Source organism: Roseivivax sp. THAF30 (assembly GCF_009363575.1).
GTDB classification, from domain to species: domain Bacteria; phylum Pseudomonadota; class Alphaproteobacteria; order Rhodobacterales; family Rhodobacteraceae; genus Roseivivax; species Roseivivax halotolerans.
Genome location: NZ_CP045389.1, coordinates 2,987,800 through 3,002,872, shown reverse-complemented (window position 1 = coordinate 3,002,872; position 15,073 = coordinate 2,987,800). Strand labels below are relative to the sequence as shown.

At 63.9% G+C, this 15,073-nt stretch carries 17 protein-coding genes; 6 read left to right on the top strand and 11 right to left on the bottom strand.

Going from position 1 to position 15,073, the window contains the following annotated elements:
• Window positions 1-14: 14 nt before the first annotated feature.
• From FIU91_RS14555 to uvrC, 6 genes are all read left to right on the top strand, one after another.
• The gene (locus FIU91_RS14555; RefSeq protein ID WP_093009559.1) at window positions 15-809 is read left to right on the top strand and encodes a cytochrome c1; all 795 of its coding nucleotides are present in this window, start codon (window positions 15-17) and stop codon (window positions 807-809) included.
• Window positions 810-959: 150 nt separating this feature from the next.
• Window positions 960-1,754, top strand: a complete 795-nt coding sequence (locus FIU91_RS14550; RefSeq protein WP_152463015.1) for a S49 family peptidase — start codon at window positions 960-962, stop codon at window positions 1,752-1,754.
• A 1-nt stretch (window position 1,755) separates the two neighbouring features.
• Window positions 1,756-1,926 (top strand): hypothetical protein, encoded by a 171-nt coding sequence (locus FIU91_RS14545; protein ID WP_172975019.1) that lies wholly within the window; start codon window positions 1,756-1,758, stop codon window positions 1,924-1,926.
• A 3-nt stretch (window positions 1,927-1,929) separates the two neighbouring features.
• Entirely contained in the window at window positions 1,930-2,877 is a 948-nt protein-coding gene (locus FIU91_RS14540) for a calcium/sodium antiporter (RefSeq protein ID WP_093009557.1), read from the top strand.
• A 16-nt stretch (window positions 2,878-2,893) separates the two neighbouring features.
• Window positions 2,894-3,682, top strand: coding sequence for an SDR family oxidoreductase (locus tag FIU91_RS14535; RefSeq protein WP_152463013.1), 789 nt, complete (start codon window positions 2,894-2,896; stop codon window positions 3,680-3,682).
• A gap of 319 nt (window positions 3,683-4,001) precedes the next feature.
• Complete coding sequence (gene uvrC / locus FIU91_RS14530) at window positions 4,002-5,876, top strand: excinuclease ABC subunit UvrC (protein WP_152463012.1); 1,875 nt, start codon at window positions 4,002-4,004, stop codon at window positions 5,874-5,876.
• 140 nt (window positions 5,877-6,016) lie between these two features.
• Here uvrC and FIU91_RS14525 read toward each other — a convergent pair whose 3' ends face one another.
• The 11 genes from FIU91_RS14525 to FIU91_RS14475 form a co-directional block, all read right to left on the bottom strand.
• On the bottom strand, window positions 6,017-6,451 hold the full coding sequence (locus FIU91_RS14525) for a thioesterase family protein (RefSeq protein ID WP_152463011.1): 435 nt from the start codon (window positions 6,449-6,451) through the stop codon (window positions 6,017-6,019).
• Entirely contained in the window at window positions 6,451-7,218 is a 768-nt protein-coding gene (locus tag FIU91_RS14520; RefSeq protein WP_093009552.1) for a TIGR02186 family protein, read from the bottom strand. The genes FIU91_RS14525 and FIU91_RS14520 overlap by 1 nt, the downstream gene beginning before the upstream one ends.
• On the bottom strand, window positions 7,215-8,123 hold the full coding sequence (locus FIU91_RS14515; protein WP_093009551.1) for a sulfite exporter TauE/SafE family protein: 909 nt from the start codon (window positions 8,121-8,123) through the stop codon (window positions 7,215-7,217). The genes FIU91_RS14520 and FIU91_RS14515 overlap by 4 nt, the downstream gene beginning before the upstream one ends.
• 158 nt (window positions 8,124-8,281) lie before the next feature.
• The gene (locus tag FIU91_RS14510; RefSeq protein WP_152463010.1) at window positions 8,282-9,247 is read right to left on the bottom strand and encodes an ABC transporter permease; all 966 of its coding nucleotides are present in this window, start codon (window positions 9,245-9,247) and stop codon (window positions 8,282-8,284) included.
• Window positions 9,247-10,341 (bottom strand): ABC transporter permease, encoded by a 1,095-nt coding sequence (locus FIU91_RS14505; protein ID WP_152463009.1) that lies wholly within the window; start codon window positions 10,339-10,341, stop codon window positions 9,247-9,249. Before FIU91_RS14505 ends, FIU91_RS14510 begins: the two co-directional genes overlap by 1 nt.
• A 24-nt stretch (window positions 10,342-10,365) precedes the next feature.
• Complete coding sequence (locus FIU91_RS14500; protein WP_152463008.1) at window positions 10,366-10,551, bottom strand: hypothetical protein; 186 nt, start codon at window positions 10,549-10,551, stop codon at window positions 10,366-10,368.
• An 82-nt stretch (window positions 10,552-10,633) separates the two neighbouring features.
• Window positions 10,634-12,232 carry an ABC transporter ATP-binding protein gene (locus FIU91_RS14495; RefSeq protein WP_152463007.1) on the bottom strand — a complete coding sequence of 533 codons (1,599 nt, stop codon included), beginning with the start codon at window positions 12,230-12,232 and terminating at the stop codon, window positions 10,634-10,636.
• A 105-nt stretch (window positions 12,233-12,337) separates the two neighbouring features.
• Window positions 12,338-13,342: a BMP family protein gene (locus tag FIU91_RS14490; RefSeq protein ID WP_152463006.1), complete on the bottom strand. Its 1,005-nt coding sequence runs from the start codon at window positions 13,340-13,342 to the stop codon at window positions 12,338-12,340.
• A 154-nt stretch (window positions 13,343-13,496) separates the two neighbouring features.
• Window positions 13,497-13,916, bottom strand: coding sequence for a GNAT family N-acetyltransferase (locus FIU91_RS14485; RefSeq protein ID WP_152463005.1), 420 nt, complete (start codon window positions 13,914-13,916; stop codon window positions 13,497-13,499).
• The gene (tsaB, locus tag FIU91_RS14480; RefSeq protein WP_152463004.1) at window positions 13,913-14,482 is read right to left on the bottom strand and encodes a tRNA (adenosine(37)-N6)-threonylcarbamoyltransferase complex dimerization subunit type 1 TsaB; all 570 of its coding nucleotides are present in this window, start codon (window positions 14,480-14,482) and stop codon (window positions 13,913-13,915) included. The genes FIU91_RS14485 and tsaB overlap by 4 nt, the downstream gene beginning before the upstream one ends.
• Window positions 14,472-15,038, bottom strand: a complete 567-nt coding sequence (locus FIU91_RS14475) for a NifU family protein (RefSeq protein ID WP_093009544.1) — start codon at window positions 15,036-15,038, stop codon at window positions 14,472-14,474. The genes tsaB and FIU91_RS14475 overlap by 11 nt, the downstream gene beginning before the upstream one ends.
• Window positions 15,039-15,073: the final 35 nt, after the last annotated feature.

Sequence of the window (15,073 nt, the reverse complement as noted above, 5' to 3'; positions counted from 1 at the left end):
GATCGGACAAAGTGATGATCAAGAAACTCGCCATCACCGCCCTCCTGGCACTGGCTCTTCCCGTCGGCGGCGCATTCGCCGCCGGCTCCGAGGGACATGTCGAAGACTACGACTTCTCCTTCGAGGGTCCCTTCGGCACCTATGACCAGGCGCAGCTCCAGCGGGGCCTGCAGGTCTACACGCAGGTCTGCGCGGCCTGCCACGGCCTGAAATACGTCCCGATCCGCTCGCTTCAGGATGAGAGCGGCCCGGGCTATTCCGAGGCCGAAGTGCGTGCCTATGCGGAACAGAACTTCGAGGTCTTCGACGAGGAACTCGACGACTACCGTCCCGCACGGCCGACCGACCACTTCCCCGAGAACAACGCCGTCGGCGCACCCGACCTGTCTCTCATGGCGAAGGCGCGTGCAGGCTTCCACGGCCCCTACGGCACGGGCATCAACCAGCTCGTGAAGGGCATGGGCGGCGCGGAATACATCGCCTCGCTCCTGACCGGCTACACGGGCGAGCAGATCGAGCAGGCGGGCACGATCCTTTACGAGAACACCGCCTTCCCGGGCGGCTATATCTCGATGGCGCCGCCGCTTTACGGTGATGATGTCGAATACGCCAACCCCGACATCGAGACGACGATCGAACAGCAATCGAAAGACGTTGCGGCTTTCCTGATGTGGACGGCCGAGCCCAAGATGATGGCGCGCAAGCAGGCGGGCTTCGTGGGTGTGGTGTTCCTCACCATCCTGTCGGTCCTGCTCTATCTCACCAACAAGCGCATCTGGAAGCCGATCAAGGCCCGCGCGAAAGAGTGAGGCAGCCGCCTTTCCAAGCTTCGAAGAACCCCGCTTCGGCGGGGTTTTTCTTTGCCCGCGCGGCGGGCCGACCACTCTGGTCGAAGGAAAGGGGCGATCCTGCGGGAGCGGCTCTTGTTTGTAAGTGACACCGCCTCTAAGTCCAGAGGCATGAGCAAGTTGTCTACCGTTTTCAAACGCAAGCCGACCGTGTCGGTTGTGCGTCTGCAAGGCGCGATCGGTATGGGCCGGTCGGGCATCTCTGATCGAAACGTCACTGACATGCTGAACAAGGCGTTCAAGCGCGGCAAGCCCAAGGCGGTCGCGCTCGAGATCAACTCTCCCGGCGGCTCACCGGTGCAATCCTCGCTCATCGGCGCGCGCATCCGGCGGCTCTCCGAAGAGAAGGACGTGCCGGTCATCGCATTCGTCGAGGACGTGGCCGCGTCTGGCGGCTACTGGATCGCCAGCGCAGCCGACGAGATCTACGCCGACCCGAGCTCGATCCTCGGCTCCATCGGCGTCATCTCCGCTGGGTTCGGCGCACATGTCTTCCTGCAGCGCCAAGGCTTCGAGCGCCGGGTCTATACGGCGGGCAAGTCCAAGAGCATGCTCGATCCCTTCCGGCCCGAGCAGGAAGAAGATGTCGAACGGCTGAACCGCCTGCTGGAGCAGCTGCACGGCAATTTCATCGACCAGGTCAAGACACGGCGCGGCGACAAGCTCGCCGACGATCCCGATCTCTTCACCGGCGAGGTCTGGCTCGGACAGAGCGCCGTGGATGTGGGCCTCGCAGATGGGATCGGGCATCTTGAAAAGGTCATGAAAGAGCGGTTCGGTGATGACGTGAATTTCCGCCGTTACGGTCAGAAGAAAGGTCTTCTAAGCCGCTTCGGCGCCGAGATGACCGACCAGGCCTTCACCCAGATCGAGGAGCGTGCCGCCTACGCGCGCTTTGGCCTGTGACGTGATCGTCAAGATCGTCTTTCTCTTCCTGATCGCCATGGGCGTGATGGCGATGTTCGGCAAGCTGCGCGTGCCGGGCATGAAACCATTGAGCAACCGCAAATGCCGAGATTGCGGGCGGTATCGCATCGGCAAGGGGCCATGTCCCTGCGGCGGCGAAAAGCGGGGCTAACGCATGGTCTATCTCACCGCGATCTTGGGTCTTGCGATCCTGCTTCTGGCAGGCGACGCGCTGGTGAAAGGTGCTGTGAATCTCGCGTTGCGCGTCGGGATTCCGGCTCTGATCGTCAGCCTGACCATCGTCGCTTTCGGAACCTCGGCGCCCGAGCTTCTCATCTCGATCAACGCTGCTCTCGACGGGGTGCCCGGCATCGCCCTGGGCAACGTCGTAGGGTCGAACACGGCGAATATCCTGCTTGTGCTCGGCATCCCGGCGATCATCGCCGTGATGCACACGTCGCAATGCGACAGCCGCAAAAGCTACGTGATCATGCTGGGCGCGACAGTGATCTTCATCGCGCTGGCGTTCCGTGGCGTCTTCGATTGGATCTCGGGCCTGGTGTTGCTGGCAGTGCTCGCGGTGATCCTCGGTGACAATCTTCGCGACAGCCTCAAGCACCGCAACTCGATGAAAGCCGAAGATCCGGAAGAAGATGTAGAGGGCGCCGATCCCGATATGCCCTGGTGGAAGATCATCCTCTACCTGGCGCTCGGCCTCATCGGTCTGCCGCTCGGCGCGGACCTTTTGGTCGACAGCGCACGGGTGATCGCGACGCGGTTCGGCGTTTCCGATACGGTGATCGGCCTGACGCTCGTCGCGCTCGGCACATCGCTGCCAGAGCTTGCGACGACAGTCTCGGCCGCCATCCGCAAGCAGGCGGATGTGGCGATTGGCAACGTCATCGGCTCGAACATGTTCAACCTCCTCGCCATTATCGGCATCGCGAGCCTGATCGCGCCGATGGAGGTGGACCGCGAATTCCTGACCTTCGATCTGTGGGTGATGCTGGGTGCGTCGCTCCTGCTCATGCCCTTCGTTCTTTTCGGACGCGATCTCACGCGGACCTGGGGCGTGATCTTGTCGGCGCTCTATGTGGGCTATGTGGCCTACGTGCTGATCTGACATCGAAGGAGACCCTATGACCGACCAGCCCCGCGCCCTTGTCACCGGAGCCGGACATCGCCTTGGACGCGCGATGGCGCTTTATCTTGCGGAGCAGGGCGTCGACGTGGCGGTGCATTACAATTCATCCTCCGATGCCGCCGACGAGGTCGCCGGAGAGATCCGCAAGATGGGCCGCAGCGCCGCTTCCGTGCAGGCGGACCTTCTGAACGAAGACGAGGTGCAGGAGCTTCTTCCCAAGGCGGCCGAAGCGCTTGGCGGCCCGATCACCATTCTCGTGAACAATGCCTCGATCTTCGAGCATGACGATATCGACAGCGCGACCCGCGAGAGTTGGGACCGCCACATGGAGAGCAACCTGCGCGCGCCCTTCGCGTTGACGCAAGCGCTGGCAGCCCAAGTGCCGGACCCGCTCGAGGACGAGAACGGTGAGCCGCGGGCGCAGGGCCTTGTAATCAACATGGTCGATCAGCGCGTTCGCAAGCTGACACCGGAATTCATGACCTACACGCTGGCGAAGATGGGCCTGTGGACCTTCACGCAGACGGCGGCGATGGCGCTCGCCCCGCGCGTGCGGGTCAACGCGATCGGTCCCGGACCGACGCTGAAGGGCGGGCGGCAGAGCGACGAGCATTTCGCCAAGCAGCGCGCCGCGACGATCATGGAGCGCGGCTCCAACCCGTCGGACATCACCGGCGCGCTGGGATATTTCATGAATGCGCCCGCGGTGACGGGCCAGCTTCTGTGCATCGACGGCGGACAACACCTTGCCTGGAAGACCCCGGACGTGGTCGGAACGGAGTAGGGCGGCATAGTCGCAAAGCCAGTTGTGCACCGGCGGGTCATGAATTGGACGAGTGTTCTGAAAACACGCCACATTGCAGGCTTTTGACGCGTGTTAAGAAAAGTTTCGTTTGTTATCAGGTGGTTAAATTTGTGATTAAAAATTGGGCGCTTTAACGAAGTCTTCATAAACAAAGGAAAATTCCCGATGGCCCAAGATTTGTCCCGCGTGTTGTCCACAGGTTCCGTGGATGCAAAAAACCTTGAAACAATGCTGTTACAATGCCTGCCGGAAACGGCGATTCGACGCAGATCCGAATCGAGTTAAGAATCGGTAAACGATGTCGGAAAACGAGCAGACCACGAACCAGGGCCTCACCGGGCACGATTGCATACAGAGCTACTTGAAGACGTTGGATTCTTCGCCCGGCGTTTACCGGATGCTCGATGACCAGAGCCGTGTCCTTTACGTCGGCAAGGCGCGGAACCTGAAGGCGCGGGTGTCGAACTACGCGCGGCCTTCGGGACATTCGCGGCGGATTGCCCGGATGATCTCCGAGACCGCGTCTATGATGTTCCTCACGACCCGGACCGAGACCGAGGCGCTGCTGCTCGAGCAGAACCTGATCAAGCAGCTCAAGCCGAAGTTCAACGTGCTCCTGCGCGATGACAAGTCGTTTCCGAACATCCTGGTGACCGGCGATCATCCCTATCCGATGATCAAGAAACACCGTGGGGCGAAGCGCGAAAAGGGCTCCTACTATGGCCCTTTCGCGAGCGCAGGCGCGGTGAACCGCACGCTGAACCAGCTCCAGAAGGTCTTTCTTCTGCGAAATTGTTCGGACTCGGTGTTCGAGACGCGCACCCGGCCGTGCCTCTTGTACCAGATCAAACGATGCAGCGCGCCGTGCGTCGGGCGGATCTCGGAGACGGATTATGCCGAGAGCGTGCGCGATGCGGAGAGGTTCCTCTCGGGCCGGACGACGCAGATCCAGGAGACGCTGGCATCCGAGATGCAGGAAGCCTCCGAGGCGATGGAATTCGAGCGCGCCGCCGCGCTCCGCGACCGGATCCGTGCGCTGACACAGGTCCAGTCGGTGCAGGGCATCAATCCAAAGGGCGTGACCGAAGCCGACATCATCGCATTGCACATGGAGCATGGGCAGGCCTGCGTGCAGGTCTTCTTCATCCGCGCGAACCAGAACTGGGGGAACCGGGATTTTTATCCGCGCGTGGGCGAGGACGTGGACGAGGCAGAGGTGCTCGAAGCCTTTCTCGGCCAGTTCTACGATACGAAAGAGCCACCACGCCTCATCCTTCTGTCGCATGACATCGAAAGCCCGGACCTCATGCAAGAGCTGCTGACGGGCAAGCTTTGCCGCAAGGTCGAGATCGCGGTGCCGCGCCGTGGCGAGAAGGCGGAGCTGATCGAGGGCGCGACCCGCAACGCGCGCGAGAGCCTTGCGCGCAAGATGTCCGAGACCGCGACGCAGACGAAGCTTCTGACCGGGCTTGCCGAAGCGCTGGGACTCGAGACCGTGCCAGAGCGGATCGAGGTCTACGACAACTCCCATATCCAGGGGACGAACGCCGTCGGCGCGATGATCGTCGCGGGGGCGGAGGGGTTCCTCAAGAGCCAGTATCGCAAGTTCAACATCAAGGGCGAAGAGCTCGTGCCGGGCGACGATTTCGGCATGATGAAGGAGGTGCTGACCCGGCGGTTCAAGCGGCTCCAGAAGGAAGATCCGAACCGCGAGAAGGGCATGTGGCCGGACCTCTTGCTGATCGACGGCGGCGCGGGCCAGGTCTCAGCCGTGCACGAGATCATGGCTGAATACGGGGTCGAGGACATTCCGATGGTCGGCGTTGCCAAGGGCATCGACCGGGACGCCGGCAAGGAGGAGTTCCACCGCGTCGGGCAGCGGCCTTTCGCGCTTAGGCACAATGATCCGGTGCTCTATTTCGTGCAGCGGATGCGCGACGAGGCGCACCGCTTTGCCATCGGCACGCATCGCGCCAAGCGCGCCAAGTCGATGGGGAAGAATCCACTGGACGAGATTGCCGGTGTCGGCGCCTCCCGCAAGCGGGCGCTGCTGTCACATTTCGGCTCGGCCAAGGCGGTCAGCCGCGCGAACCTCGCCGACCTGAAGGCCGTCGAGGGCGTGAGCGAGGCCCTGGCCGAAAAGATCTACGGCCATTTCCACGAGAAAGGGTAGGGCGACGCTGCTCTTCTGCATTTGGTCAGGCGGTGCGGCGTTGAGCGCGGAAAAGTGTTTGATGGCAAAAGCTGCGAGCCCGCGCATCGTCAGCGAGAAGATCAGCCAAGCACGAAAACGCAACCCCGATCCTGGATATGTCAGCCGACCGCGATCCGGGCGAGGCGCCCGCGCAGGTCATCGGGCATGGGGCGCGGACGGGCATCATTGCCTGTGAGGACGTTCACGAAGAAGCCGAGGCTTGCCGCCTCGTCCTCTCCGTCGCGGAACAGAGCGACCTCGATCCGGTAGGAGGACGAGCCCATGCGCGTGATACGAAGGCCCGCCTCGAGCTTGTCCGGAAAACCCACTTCGCGGAAATAGATACAGCCGTTCTCGACCACGACGAAGCGCCAGGCATCGGGGCCGCGCACCTCGATCCCGTTCTCCATCTGCCAATAGGTGATGGCGGTGTCGAATAGCTCCAGGTACGTCGCGTTGTTCAGGTGGCCGTATTCGTCATTGTCGTTCCAGCGCGTCTGCATCGGCAGGAAGGCGGGGAAATCGGCACGAAGGGGAGGCGGTGTTCGGGACATCAGGACCTTATCAGACGTGTTACGGCAGATGCTGTCCAGCCGGCGGCCAAGGCGAGGACCAGCGCGAGCAGCCCGTAGAGGAAGGGCTGGCTCTGAGAAAGGTTGTAGAGCCAACGCTCGATGCCGACCTTCTGGACCTCGATATCGCGATCATACTCGCTGACGACGCTGCCGTCGCGCGTGAGGAAGATGCGGGTGCGATAGGTGCCTTCGGTCAGGTTCGCGGGCAAGCGGACAGAGGTCGAAAAGAGGGTCTGTTCACGAACCGCCACTGAATCCTCGAGAAGCTGGTAGCGCCCATCCGCATCCCGGATGCGGATTACCGCCTCGGAAAACGCCTGCGTGTCCTCGACCGAGATCGGTGCGCCCACCGACCGGATCGCGCGCGGGACCGAGACCCGGTGGCGCAGGTCCTCGACATGGCTCATGACGCTGGTGAACGGAGCCGAGGTCGCCACCGCGTAGAAGGATGGTGCGAGATCCACCTCGACGGCCTCGGTATTTACCCAGATCCCGAAGCGGCGCTCCTTTCGCCAGACGGTGAGCGGTACGTATGGTCCTTCGACGGTGATGACGACGCCGAGCTCCGTCTCTGGCGGGATCGGCGTTTCGCGCTTCACCGCGCCGTAAATCAGGATATCCGATCCGTCGAAATTCGCCGAGATCGAGATCACGTTGCGGCTGAGGCCGAGAACGACGTCTTCCTGGGCTGCAAGGGGTGTTGCGCCAAGCAAAGCGAGGAGAAGGGCTGCGAGACGACGGATCATGAGGTCTGCTCGATCACGAACAGCTCGTCCGGCGTCAGAAGCAAATCGAGCGCCAGCTTGAAGCAGACCGCGAGGACGAGGCTCGCCAGCAGGATCCTGAGTTGCTCTGCCTTGAGCCGTGATCCGAGCGTCGCGCCGATCTGCGCTCCGACCACGCCGCCGAGGATGAGCGCGAGCGCCAGGACGATATCGACCGTCCGCGTGGTCGTGGCGTGCAGAACCGTGGTGAAGCCGGTGACGAAGATGATCTGGAAGAGCGACGTGCCGACAACGACCTTTGTGGGCATGCCCAGGAGGTAGATCATCGCTGGGACCATGATGAACCCGCCGCCAACGCCCATGATCGCCGCCAGCACCCCGACCGAGGCCCCGACGAGCAGCGGCGGGATCGCCGAGATGTAGAGACCCGAGGCGCGGAAGCGCATCTTGAAGGGCAGACCGTGCACCCAGACATGCGCGCGCCGCTTCGGCCGCGCGCCGGATTTGGACCGGCGGAGCGCGCGGAGGCTCTCGAAGAACATCAGCCCGCCGATAATGCCGAGGAAGATCACGTAGGCGAGGCGGACGAGCAGATCGACCTGGCCTTGCTCCTTGAGATAATTGAAGAGCCAGACACCCAGCGCCGACCCCACGAGCCCGCCCGCGAGCAGCACCGTTCCCATTTTCAGATCCACGGTGCGGCGCTTGAGATGCGCCATCACACCCGAAACCGAGGAGGCGACGATCTGGTTCGCGCCGGTCGCGACCGCCACGGCCGGCGGGATGCCCATGAAGAACAGAAGCGGTGTGATCAGAAACCCGCCACCCACGCCGAACATGCCCGAAAGGATACCGACAATCGTGCCCACGCCCAGAAGCAGGATCAGGTTGACCGAGACCTCGGCGATGGGGAGGTAGAGTTGCATGGGTTCAGCATGTGCGGCGTTGCGGCGAAAGGCAACGGGGATGGAGGCGAAGGGCGGTCTTATTGGCCCGGCCTTTTCGTGACACGGGCCGGGGGAGCGAGGGGCCAGCCCCTCGCGCTCCCCGAGGTATTTTTACCAATCCAAAAAGGGGGCGGCGCTCACCGCTCCTTTACGTAAGGCTGGCCGCCCGCGCGGGGCGGGATTGCCCGGCCCACGAAGCCCGCGAGGATCACCACGGTCAGGATGTAGGGCAGCGCGTCCATGAACTGCACCGGGATGGTGAAGCCGCCGAGGTCGATATTCTGGTAGCGCAGCGCCACCGCCTGCAGAAGCCCGAAGAGAAGGCACGCCCAGAGCGCGTACCACGGCCGCCACTTGGCGAAGATCAGCGCGGCGAGGGCGATGTACCCCCGGCCCGCCGTCATGTCCTTCACGAAGCCCGCCTGCAGGCCCGTCGCAAGGTACGACCCTGCGAGACCGCACAGAAGACCGCAGATGGCGATGGCGGCGTAGCGCAGCGCCACGACCGAGACACCGGCCGTGTCGACCGCTTCGGGTGCTTCACCCACGGCGCGGAGGCGCAGGCCGAACCGAGTGCGGAAGAGGATCCACCAGGTCGCGGGCACGCATAGGAAGGCGACGTAGACGAGGATCGAGTGGCCGGAGATCAGCTCGTAATAGATCGGGCCCAGGATCGGCACGGGGCGCAGGGTCTCGGCCAGCGGCAGCGTGAGCGCGGCCCAGCGCCCGCCTTCGAGAAGGGACGGCGTGCGGCCCCCCTGGCTGAACCAGTCCTGCGCGATGAGCACGGTCAGGCCCGCCGCGAGGAAGTTGAGCGCGACGCCCGAAATGAGCTGGTTGCCGCGGAAGGTGATCGAGGCGAGGCCGTGCAGCCCCGAGAGCAGCATCGCCGAGACGATACCCGCGAGCAGTCCCAACCAGACCGAGCCCGTGAGCGCCGCGATCGCCGCCGAGAAGAAGGCCGCGATCAGCATCTTGCCTTCAAGCCCGATGTCGATCACGCCGGAGCGTTCCGAGAAGAGACCTGCGAGGCACGCAAGCAGCAGCGGCGTTGCGAGGCGGACAGTGGAGTCGAGCACCTGCAGGAGAGTTGCGAAATCCATCAGGCACGCTCCTTTCGCATGGCGACGAAGACCCGTTCCAGAGGCGTGCGGACCATGTTGTCGAGCGCGCCGGTGAAGAGGATCACGAGCGCCTGGATCACCACGATCAGCTCGCGCGGGATGTTGGTCCATAGCGCCAGCTCAGCGCCGCCCTGGTAAAGAAAGCCGAAGAGGATCGCGGCGAGGAACACGCCTATCGGGTGATTGCGGCCCATCAGCGCCACGGCGATGCCGATGAAGCCCGCGCCTTCGGTCGCATTCATCACGAGACGCTCGGCCTCTCCCATCGCGGTATTGGTCGCCATGAGGCCCGCGAGGCCGCCCGAGATCAGCATGGCGATCACGATGGTGCGGACCGGTGAGATCCCCGCATAACGCGCGGCGCTTTCGGAATGGCCAAGCGCGCGGATCTCATAGCCGAGCCGGGTGCGCCAGATCAGCAGCCAGACCGCGAAGCAGGCGAGGATCGCGAGGAAGAAGGTCACGTTGCCGGGCGAGCCGCGGAAGAGAGGCATCGCATCCGTGGCGAACATGTCCTGAAAGGTCGGCAGGTGCGTCGCAGCGGGGAAGATCGGCGAGGCCGGGTCCATCTGGCCCGCGGGCTTCAGTAGGTTCACGAGCACGTAGTTCAGAAGCGCCGCCGCTATGAAGTTGAACATGATCGTCGTGATGACGATATGGCTGCCGCGCTTGGCCTGCAGATAGGCCGGGATCAGCGCCCAGAGCGCACCGAAGGCCGCCGCGCCGAGCGCCGCGCCAAAGAGGGCCAGCGACCAATGAGGCCAGGGGATGTAGAGGCAGATGAGCGCAACGCCGAGGCCGCCAATGGTCGCCTGGCCTTCACCGCCGATGTTGAAAAGCTTGGCGTGGAAAGCGACGGAGACCGCGAGGCCAGTGAAGATGAAATTGGTCGCATAGTAGAGCGTGTAGCCCCAACCGGCGGAGCGCATCAGCGCGCCTTCGACCATGAGGTTGAATGCCTCGATCGGGTTCTCACCAATGGCAAGGATGACCAGCGCCGAGAGGATGGCGGCAAGGAGGAGGGAGATCAGGGGAACGAGGACCGCGTCGGCCCAGGCAGGCATCTTATCCATGAGCGGCGACCCCGCCCGTTTGGATCAGAGGAAGAGCGTCGCGAAGGCCGCAATTGCGGGCGTCGCGCCGGAGCCCACAACGAGAAGGTAGCAACGGTTTTCGCTCGTCAGTTTCGCGGTTTCGGCGTTCAGCTTCGATGTTTCGGCGAAAAGCTTCACGATCTCCGCGTCGATCCGGCGATGATGTTGTTCGCGTTCCAGATCGGTCATCCTGAATGGCCTGCATTCGGGTCTCTGGACATAAATTTAAGGTCATTGCCATCACCACTCAATTAAACCTCGCCGGCCGGGCTTACCTTCCCGCCGCGCGATGTTCTTTCTCGTCGAGGCTCTGATCCACCGTCTTGATCGGATCCTCGCCTGCGTCGCCGGTCACGCCGGCCATCAAGAGACCAAGTTCGCGCTGGTCGGTTTCATTCGGGTCGCGCTCGCCCATGATGCGGCCGTCGAACATCACGGCGATGCGGTCCGACAGGGCGAAGATCTCGTCGAGCTCGACCGAGACCAGCAGGATCGCCTTGCCGAGATCGCGCAGCCGCACGATCTCCTGGTGGATGAACTCAATCGCGCCGATATCGACGCCGCGCGTAGGCTGGCCGATCAGAAGGACGTCGGGGTTCCGCTCGATCTCGCGGGCCAGAACGATCTTTTGCTGGTTGCCGCCGGAGAAATTCTTAGCCGCGAGGTTCGGATCGGGGGGGCGGACGTCGAACCGCTCCATCTTCGCGGCTGCTTCGGTCTTGATCGCGGCGTTGTTCATGAACGCGCCACGCTGGATCGCGGGGTCGTGGTGATAGCCGAAGACCGTGTTCTCCCACGCGGTATAGGGCATGATGAGGCCCTCGCGCTGGCGATCCTCGGGCACGTGGCCGATGCCGGCCGTGCGGCGGGCCTGCCCGTCGGAGCCGGGACCTGAGAGCGGCAGCGTTGCGCCGTTCAGCAAGACTTCGCCCTCGCCGTCGCGGTAGCCGCCCAGGACCTCCAGAAGTTCGGATTGTCCGTTGCCCGCGACGCCCGCGAGCCCGAGGATCTCGCCCGCGCGCAGATCGAAGGAGATGCCGCGCAGCCGTTCGACCCCGTCACCGTCCACGTGGCGCAGATTGCGGACCGACAACACCGCGTCCTTCGGCTTCGCGGGCTCCTTGTCGACGCGCAGCAGCACCTGGCGCCCGACCATGAGTTCGGCCAGCTCCTGCGGGCTCGTCTCGGCGGTCTTGACGGTCGCCGTCATCTCCCCGCGACGCATCACGCTCACCGTGTCGGTGATGTCCATGATCTCGCGCAGCTTGTGGGTGATGAGGATGATGGTCTTTCCCTCTGCCCTCAGGTTGTCGAGGATACGAAAGAGGTGGTCGGCCTCGGCGGGGGTCAGCACGCCGGTCGGCTCGTCGAGAATGAGGATATCGGCCTGCCGGTAGAGCGCCTTCAGGATCTCGACGCGCTGCTGGTGCCCGACGGAAAGCGCCTCGACGGGCGTGTCGGGATCGACGGAGAGGCCGTATTCCTCCGAGAGCTGCTTGAGAACGCCCCGTGCCTTGGCGAGCGAGGGCTTCAGGAGCCCGCCATCTTCCGCCCCGAGGATCACGTTCTCGAGGACGGTGAAATTCTGCACCAGCTTGAAGTGCTGGAAGACCATGCCGATACCGGCGGCGATGGCGGCCTGGCTGTCGGGGATCTCGGTTCGTTGTCCCTTGACGTAGATCTCTCCCCTATCGGCCTTGTAGAAGCCGTAGAGGATCGACATCAGGGTCGATTTGCCCGCGCCGTTCTCGCCGATGATGCCGTGGATCGTGCCGGGCATCACGCGGATCGAGATATCCTTGTTGGCCTGGACGGGTCCGAAGGCCTTGGAGATGCCTTTCAGCTCGATGGCGGGGGCGGTGTCGGTCATGAATGTCTGGCCTGACTCTTGTCTAGGACGGGGCAGGGGCCGCGCGGGGCGGCCCCTGGTCGCGGGCAGCGCGTGGGCTGCCCGGAAGATCGGATGCCGGGTCGATCAGAAGTCGAGCACCGGGCAGCTGTCGTCTTCGCGGTAATCGTGGACCTCGGTATTGCCCGCGATGATCTCCTCGCGTGCCTGGTCAACGGCGGTCTTCATCTCTTCGGTGACGAGTTCCTCGTTGTTCTCGTCGAGCGCGTAGCCGACGCCGTTGTCTTCGAGCGTGAGGGTCGAGACGCCGGTCTCGAGGTCTTCGCCGGCCGTCATGGCATCGTAGACGGCTACGTCCACGCGCTTGAGCATCGAAGTCAGGACCTGGCCCGGATGCAGGTAGTTCTGGTTGCTGTCGACGCCGATGGACAGGATGCCCTCGTCGGCGGCGGTCTGCAGAACGCCGATGCCGGTGCCGCCCGCTGCCGCGAACACAACGTCGGAGCCCTGGCTGATCTGCGCCTGCGTCAGCTCGGACCCCTTCACCGGGTCGTTCCATGCCGCGGGCGTCGTGCCGGTCATGTTGGCGATGACCTCGATGTCGGAATTCACCGCCTTGGCGCCCTGCGCGTAGCCGCAAGCGAAGGTGCGGATGAGCGGAATGTCCATCCCGCCAACGAAGCTGACAGTGCCCGTCTCGGAGGCCATCGCAGCCATCATGCCGACAAGATAGGAGCCCTGGTGCTCGGCGAAGAGGATGGATTTGACGTTCGGGAACTCTTCGGGGTCCACGAAGCCGTCGATGGTCACGAACTTGGTGTCGGGATAGTCGCCCGCGACGTTCGAGATCGGCGTCGACATCGAGAAGCCGGTGGTGATGATCGGGTTGAAGCCGTTTTCGGCAAAGCGGCGCAGCGCCTGTTCGCGCTGGGCCTCGGATTGCAGCTCGATATCGCGGTAGGAGCCGCCGGTCTCTTCGGCCCAACGCTCCGCACCGTTGAATGCAGCTTCGTTGAAGCTCTTGTCGAACTTGCCGCCGAGATCGTAGATCAGCGCCGGATCGGCGAGCGCGGCACCCGCGGACAGAGCCAGTGCGGCGGCGCTGCCGAGGAAGGATTTCATCAGGGTCATTTGGGTCTCCCAGCTGTGATGCGGTGCGGGTTCCGGCATATCGTCATGCCGCCCTCCGCTTGGATCGAGATGATCGCAGCAAGTAGGCCCAACGTCGGAACGGGCGTCAACCGGTTTTCCGGCTGTCAGGGCCTGCGGTTCGCAACGTCAGCCATCACGATGCCGAAAGGCTGAGCGACAGGATCAATGCGTCGTCTCGGCTGCCATCTGCCTGCCGGTAATACCCCCGGCGGCGTCCGGCCTCCCGATAGCCCTCGCTGTCGTAGAATGCGCGGGCCGGGGCGTTGGTGTCTGCCACTTCCAGAAAGATGCGCTCGCAGCCCGCACGGGACGCGGTCTTGTGCAGATCCTCGATCAGCCGGCGGGCAATGCCCCGTCGCTGTTCACCGGGCCGGGTGGCAAGGGCGAGGATCTCGGCTTCGCCTTCCGAAAGCCGCGCGATCAGGACGCCGCCCTCTCGTGCGAAGAGCCGCGCGCCGGGGCTTTCGAGAGTCTCGGCGATATCCTTCGCGCTCCAGGGGCGCTGATGGCGGTAGGCGGCCTCGAGGATGCGGGCGATCTCGTCGGGGGTCACGACAGAATCCTCGGTGCCGCCTCCCGCGAGGGGGCAGCATCTGCGGGCCTGATATAAAGGGGCGCAGGCGCGTCACCGGGCGCTTTGCGCGCTGCGACACGCGCGATCTCCACGGCGAAATCGGCAGGATCGGGCGGAAAGGTCAGCGGATCTGCCACCGAGGCCGCGGCGAAGAGCGCCGGCGCTTCACCGGGGCGGGCGAGATAGACCTGATCGCGGGGCGCGCGGACGGCTGGGAGATGACCCGCCGAAACAGGCGTTGCCTCGAAGCTCGTCACGCCGATGGCTGGAATTTCGAGCGCCAGCGCAAGGCCGCGCGCGGCGGAGACCGAGATGCGAATTCCGGTGAAATTGCCGGGGCCGGTGCCGACGCCGATCCGGCTCAGATCCGCCCACTCGGCGCCAGTCTCGGCGAGAAGCTCTTCGAGGAGCGGCATCAGCCGTTCGGCCTGGCCGCGCGACATCTCTTCGCCGCGCATCGCCAGAACCCGGTCTCCCGATAGCAAAGCGGCCGCGCAATGCGCGGCCGATGTGTCAAATGCGAGGATGAGCGGCTCAGATGCCAACCGGACGCACCTCGGTCACCTCGGGAATGTAATGCCGCAAGAGGTTCTCGATCCCCATCTTCAGCGTCAGCGTCGAAGATGGGCAGCCTGCACAGGCGCCCTGCATATGCAGGTAGACGACACCGCGTTCAAAGCCGTGGAAGGTGATGTCGCCACCGTCCTGCGCCACGGCAGGGCGCACGCGGGTGTCGAGCAGTTCCTTGATCTGGCCGACGATCTCGCCATCTTCGCCGGTATGCTCCGCATGGCCCGATCCGGCCTGCATCGCCTCATCGCGCATGACGGGCTGACCGGATTGATAATGCTCCATGATCGCGCCGAGGATGGCGGGCTTCACATGGTCCCATTCGGTCGCGTCGGCCTTGGTGACCGTCACGAAGTCATTGCCGAAGAAGACGCCCTTCACACCCTCGACCTCGAAAAGTCGCGTTGCGAGCGGGCTGTCGCCTGCGCCCTCGGGCGAGGGAAAGTCGGCGGTCCCCGCTTCGAGCACGGTCTGACCGGGCAGAAACTTGAGCGTCGCGGGATTCGGAGTCGATTCGGTCTGGATGAACATGGCGGACCTGAGCCTTTCGTTCGGGTTTCTCCCTA

Excerpts from the sequence above, each read along its gene's own strand:
- FIU91_RS14505 (WP_152463009.1), bottom strand. The coding sequence starts at position 10,341 with ATGGATAAGATGCCTGCCTGGGCCGACGCGGTCCTCGTTCCCCTGATC.
- FIU91_RS14500 (WP_152463008.1), bottom strand. The coding sequence starts at position 10,551 with ATGACCGATCTGGAACGCGAACAACATCATCGCCGGATCGACGCGGAG.
- FIU91_RS14535 (WP_152463013.1), top strand. The coding sequence starts at position 2,894 with ATGACCGACCAGCCCCGCGCCCTTGTCACCGGAGCCGGACATCGCCTT.
- FIU91_RS14510 (WP_152463010.1), bottom strand. The coding sequence starts at position 9,247 with ATGGATTTCGCAACTCTCCTGCAGGTGCTCGACTCCACTGTCCGCCTC.
- FIU91_RS14540 (WP_093009557.1), top strand. The coding sequence starts at position 1,930 with ATGGTCTATCTCACCGCGATCTTGGGTCTTGCGATCCTGCTTCTGGCA.
- FIU91_RS14550 (WP_152463015.1), top strand. The coding sequence starts at position 960 with ATGAGCAAGTTGTCTACCGTTTTCAAACGCAAGCCGACCGTGTCGGTT.
- FIU91_RS14520 (WP_093009552.1), bottom strand. The coding sequence starts at position 7,218 with ATGATCCGTCGTCTCGCAGCCCTTCTCCTCGCTTTGCTTGGCGCAACA.
- FIU91_RS14515 (WP_093009551.1), bottom strand. The coding sequence starts at position 8,123 with ATGCAACTCTACCTCCCCATCGCCGAGGTCTCGGTCAACCTGATCCTG.
- FIU91_RS14490 (WP_152463006.1), bottom strand. The coding sequence starts at position 13,342 with ATGACCCTGATGAAATCCTTCCTCGGCAGCGCCGCCGCACTGGCTCTG.
- FIU91_RS14555 (WP_093009559.1), top strand. The coding sequence starts at position 15 with ATGATCAAGAAACTCGCCATCACCGCCCTCCTGGCACTGGCTCTTCCC.
- uvrC (WP_152463012.1), top strand. The coding sequence starts at position 4,002 with ATGTCGGAAAACGAGCAGACCACGAACCAGGGCCTCACCGGGCACGAT.
- FIU91_RS14475 (WP_093009544.1), bottom strand. The coding sequence starts at position 15,038 with ATGTTCATCCAGACCGAATCGACTCCGAATCCCGCGACGCTCAAGTTT.
- FIU91_RS14525 (WP_152463011.1), bottom strand. The coding sequence starts at position 6,451 with ATGTCCCGAACACCGCCTCCCCTTCGTGCCGATTTCCCCGCCTTCCTG.
- FIU91_RS14495 (WP_152463007.1), bottom strand. The coding sequence starts at position 12,232 with ATGACCGACACCGCCCCCGCCATCGAGCTGAAAGGCATCTCCAAGGCC.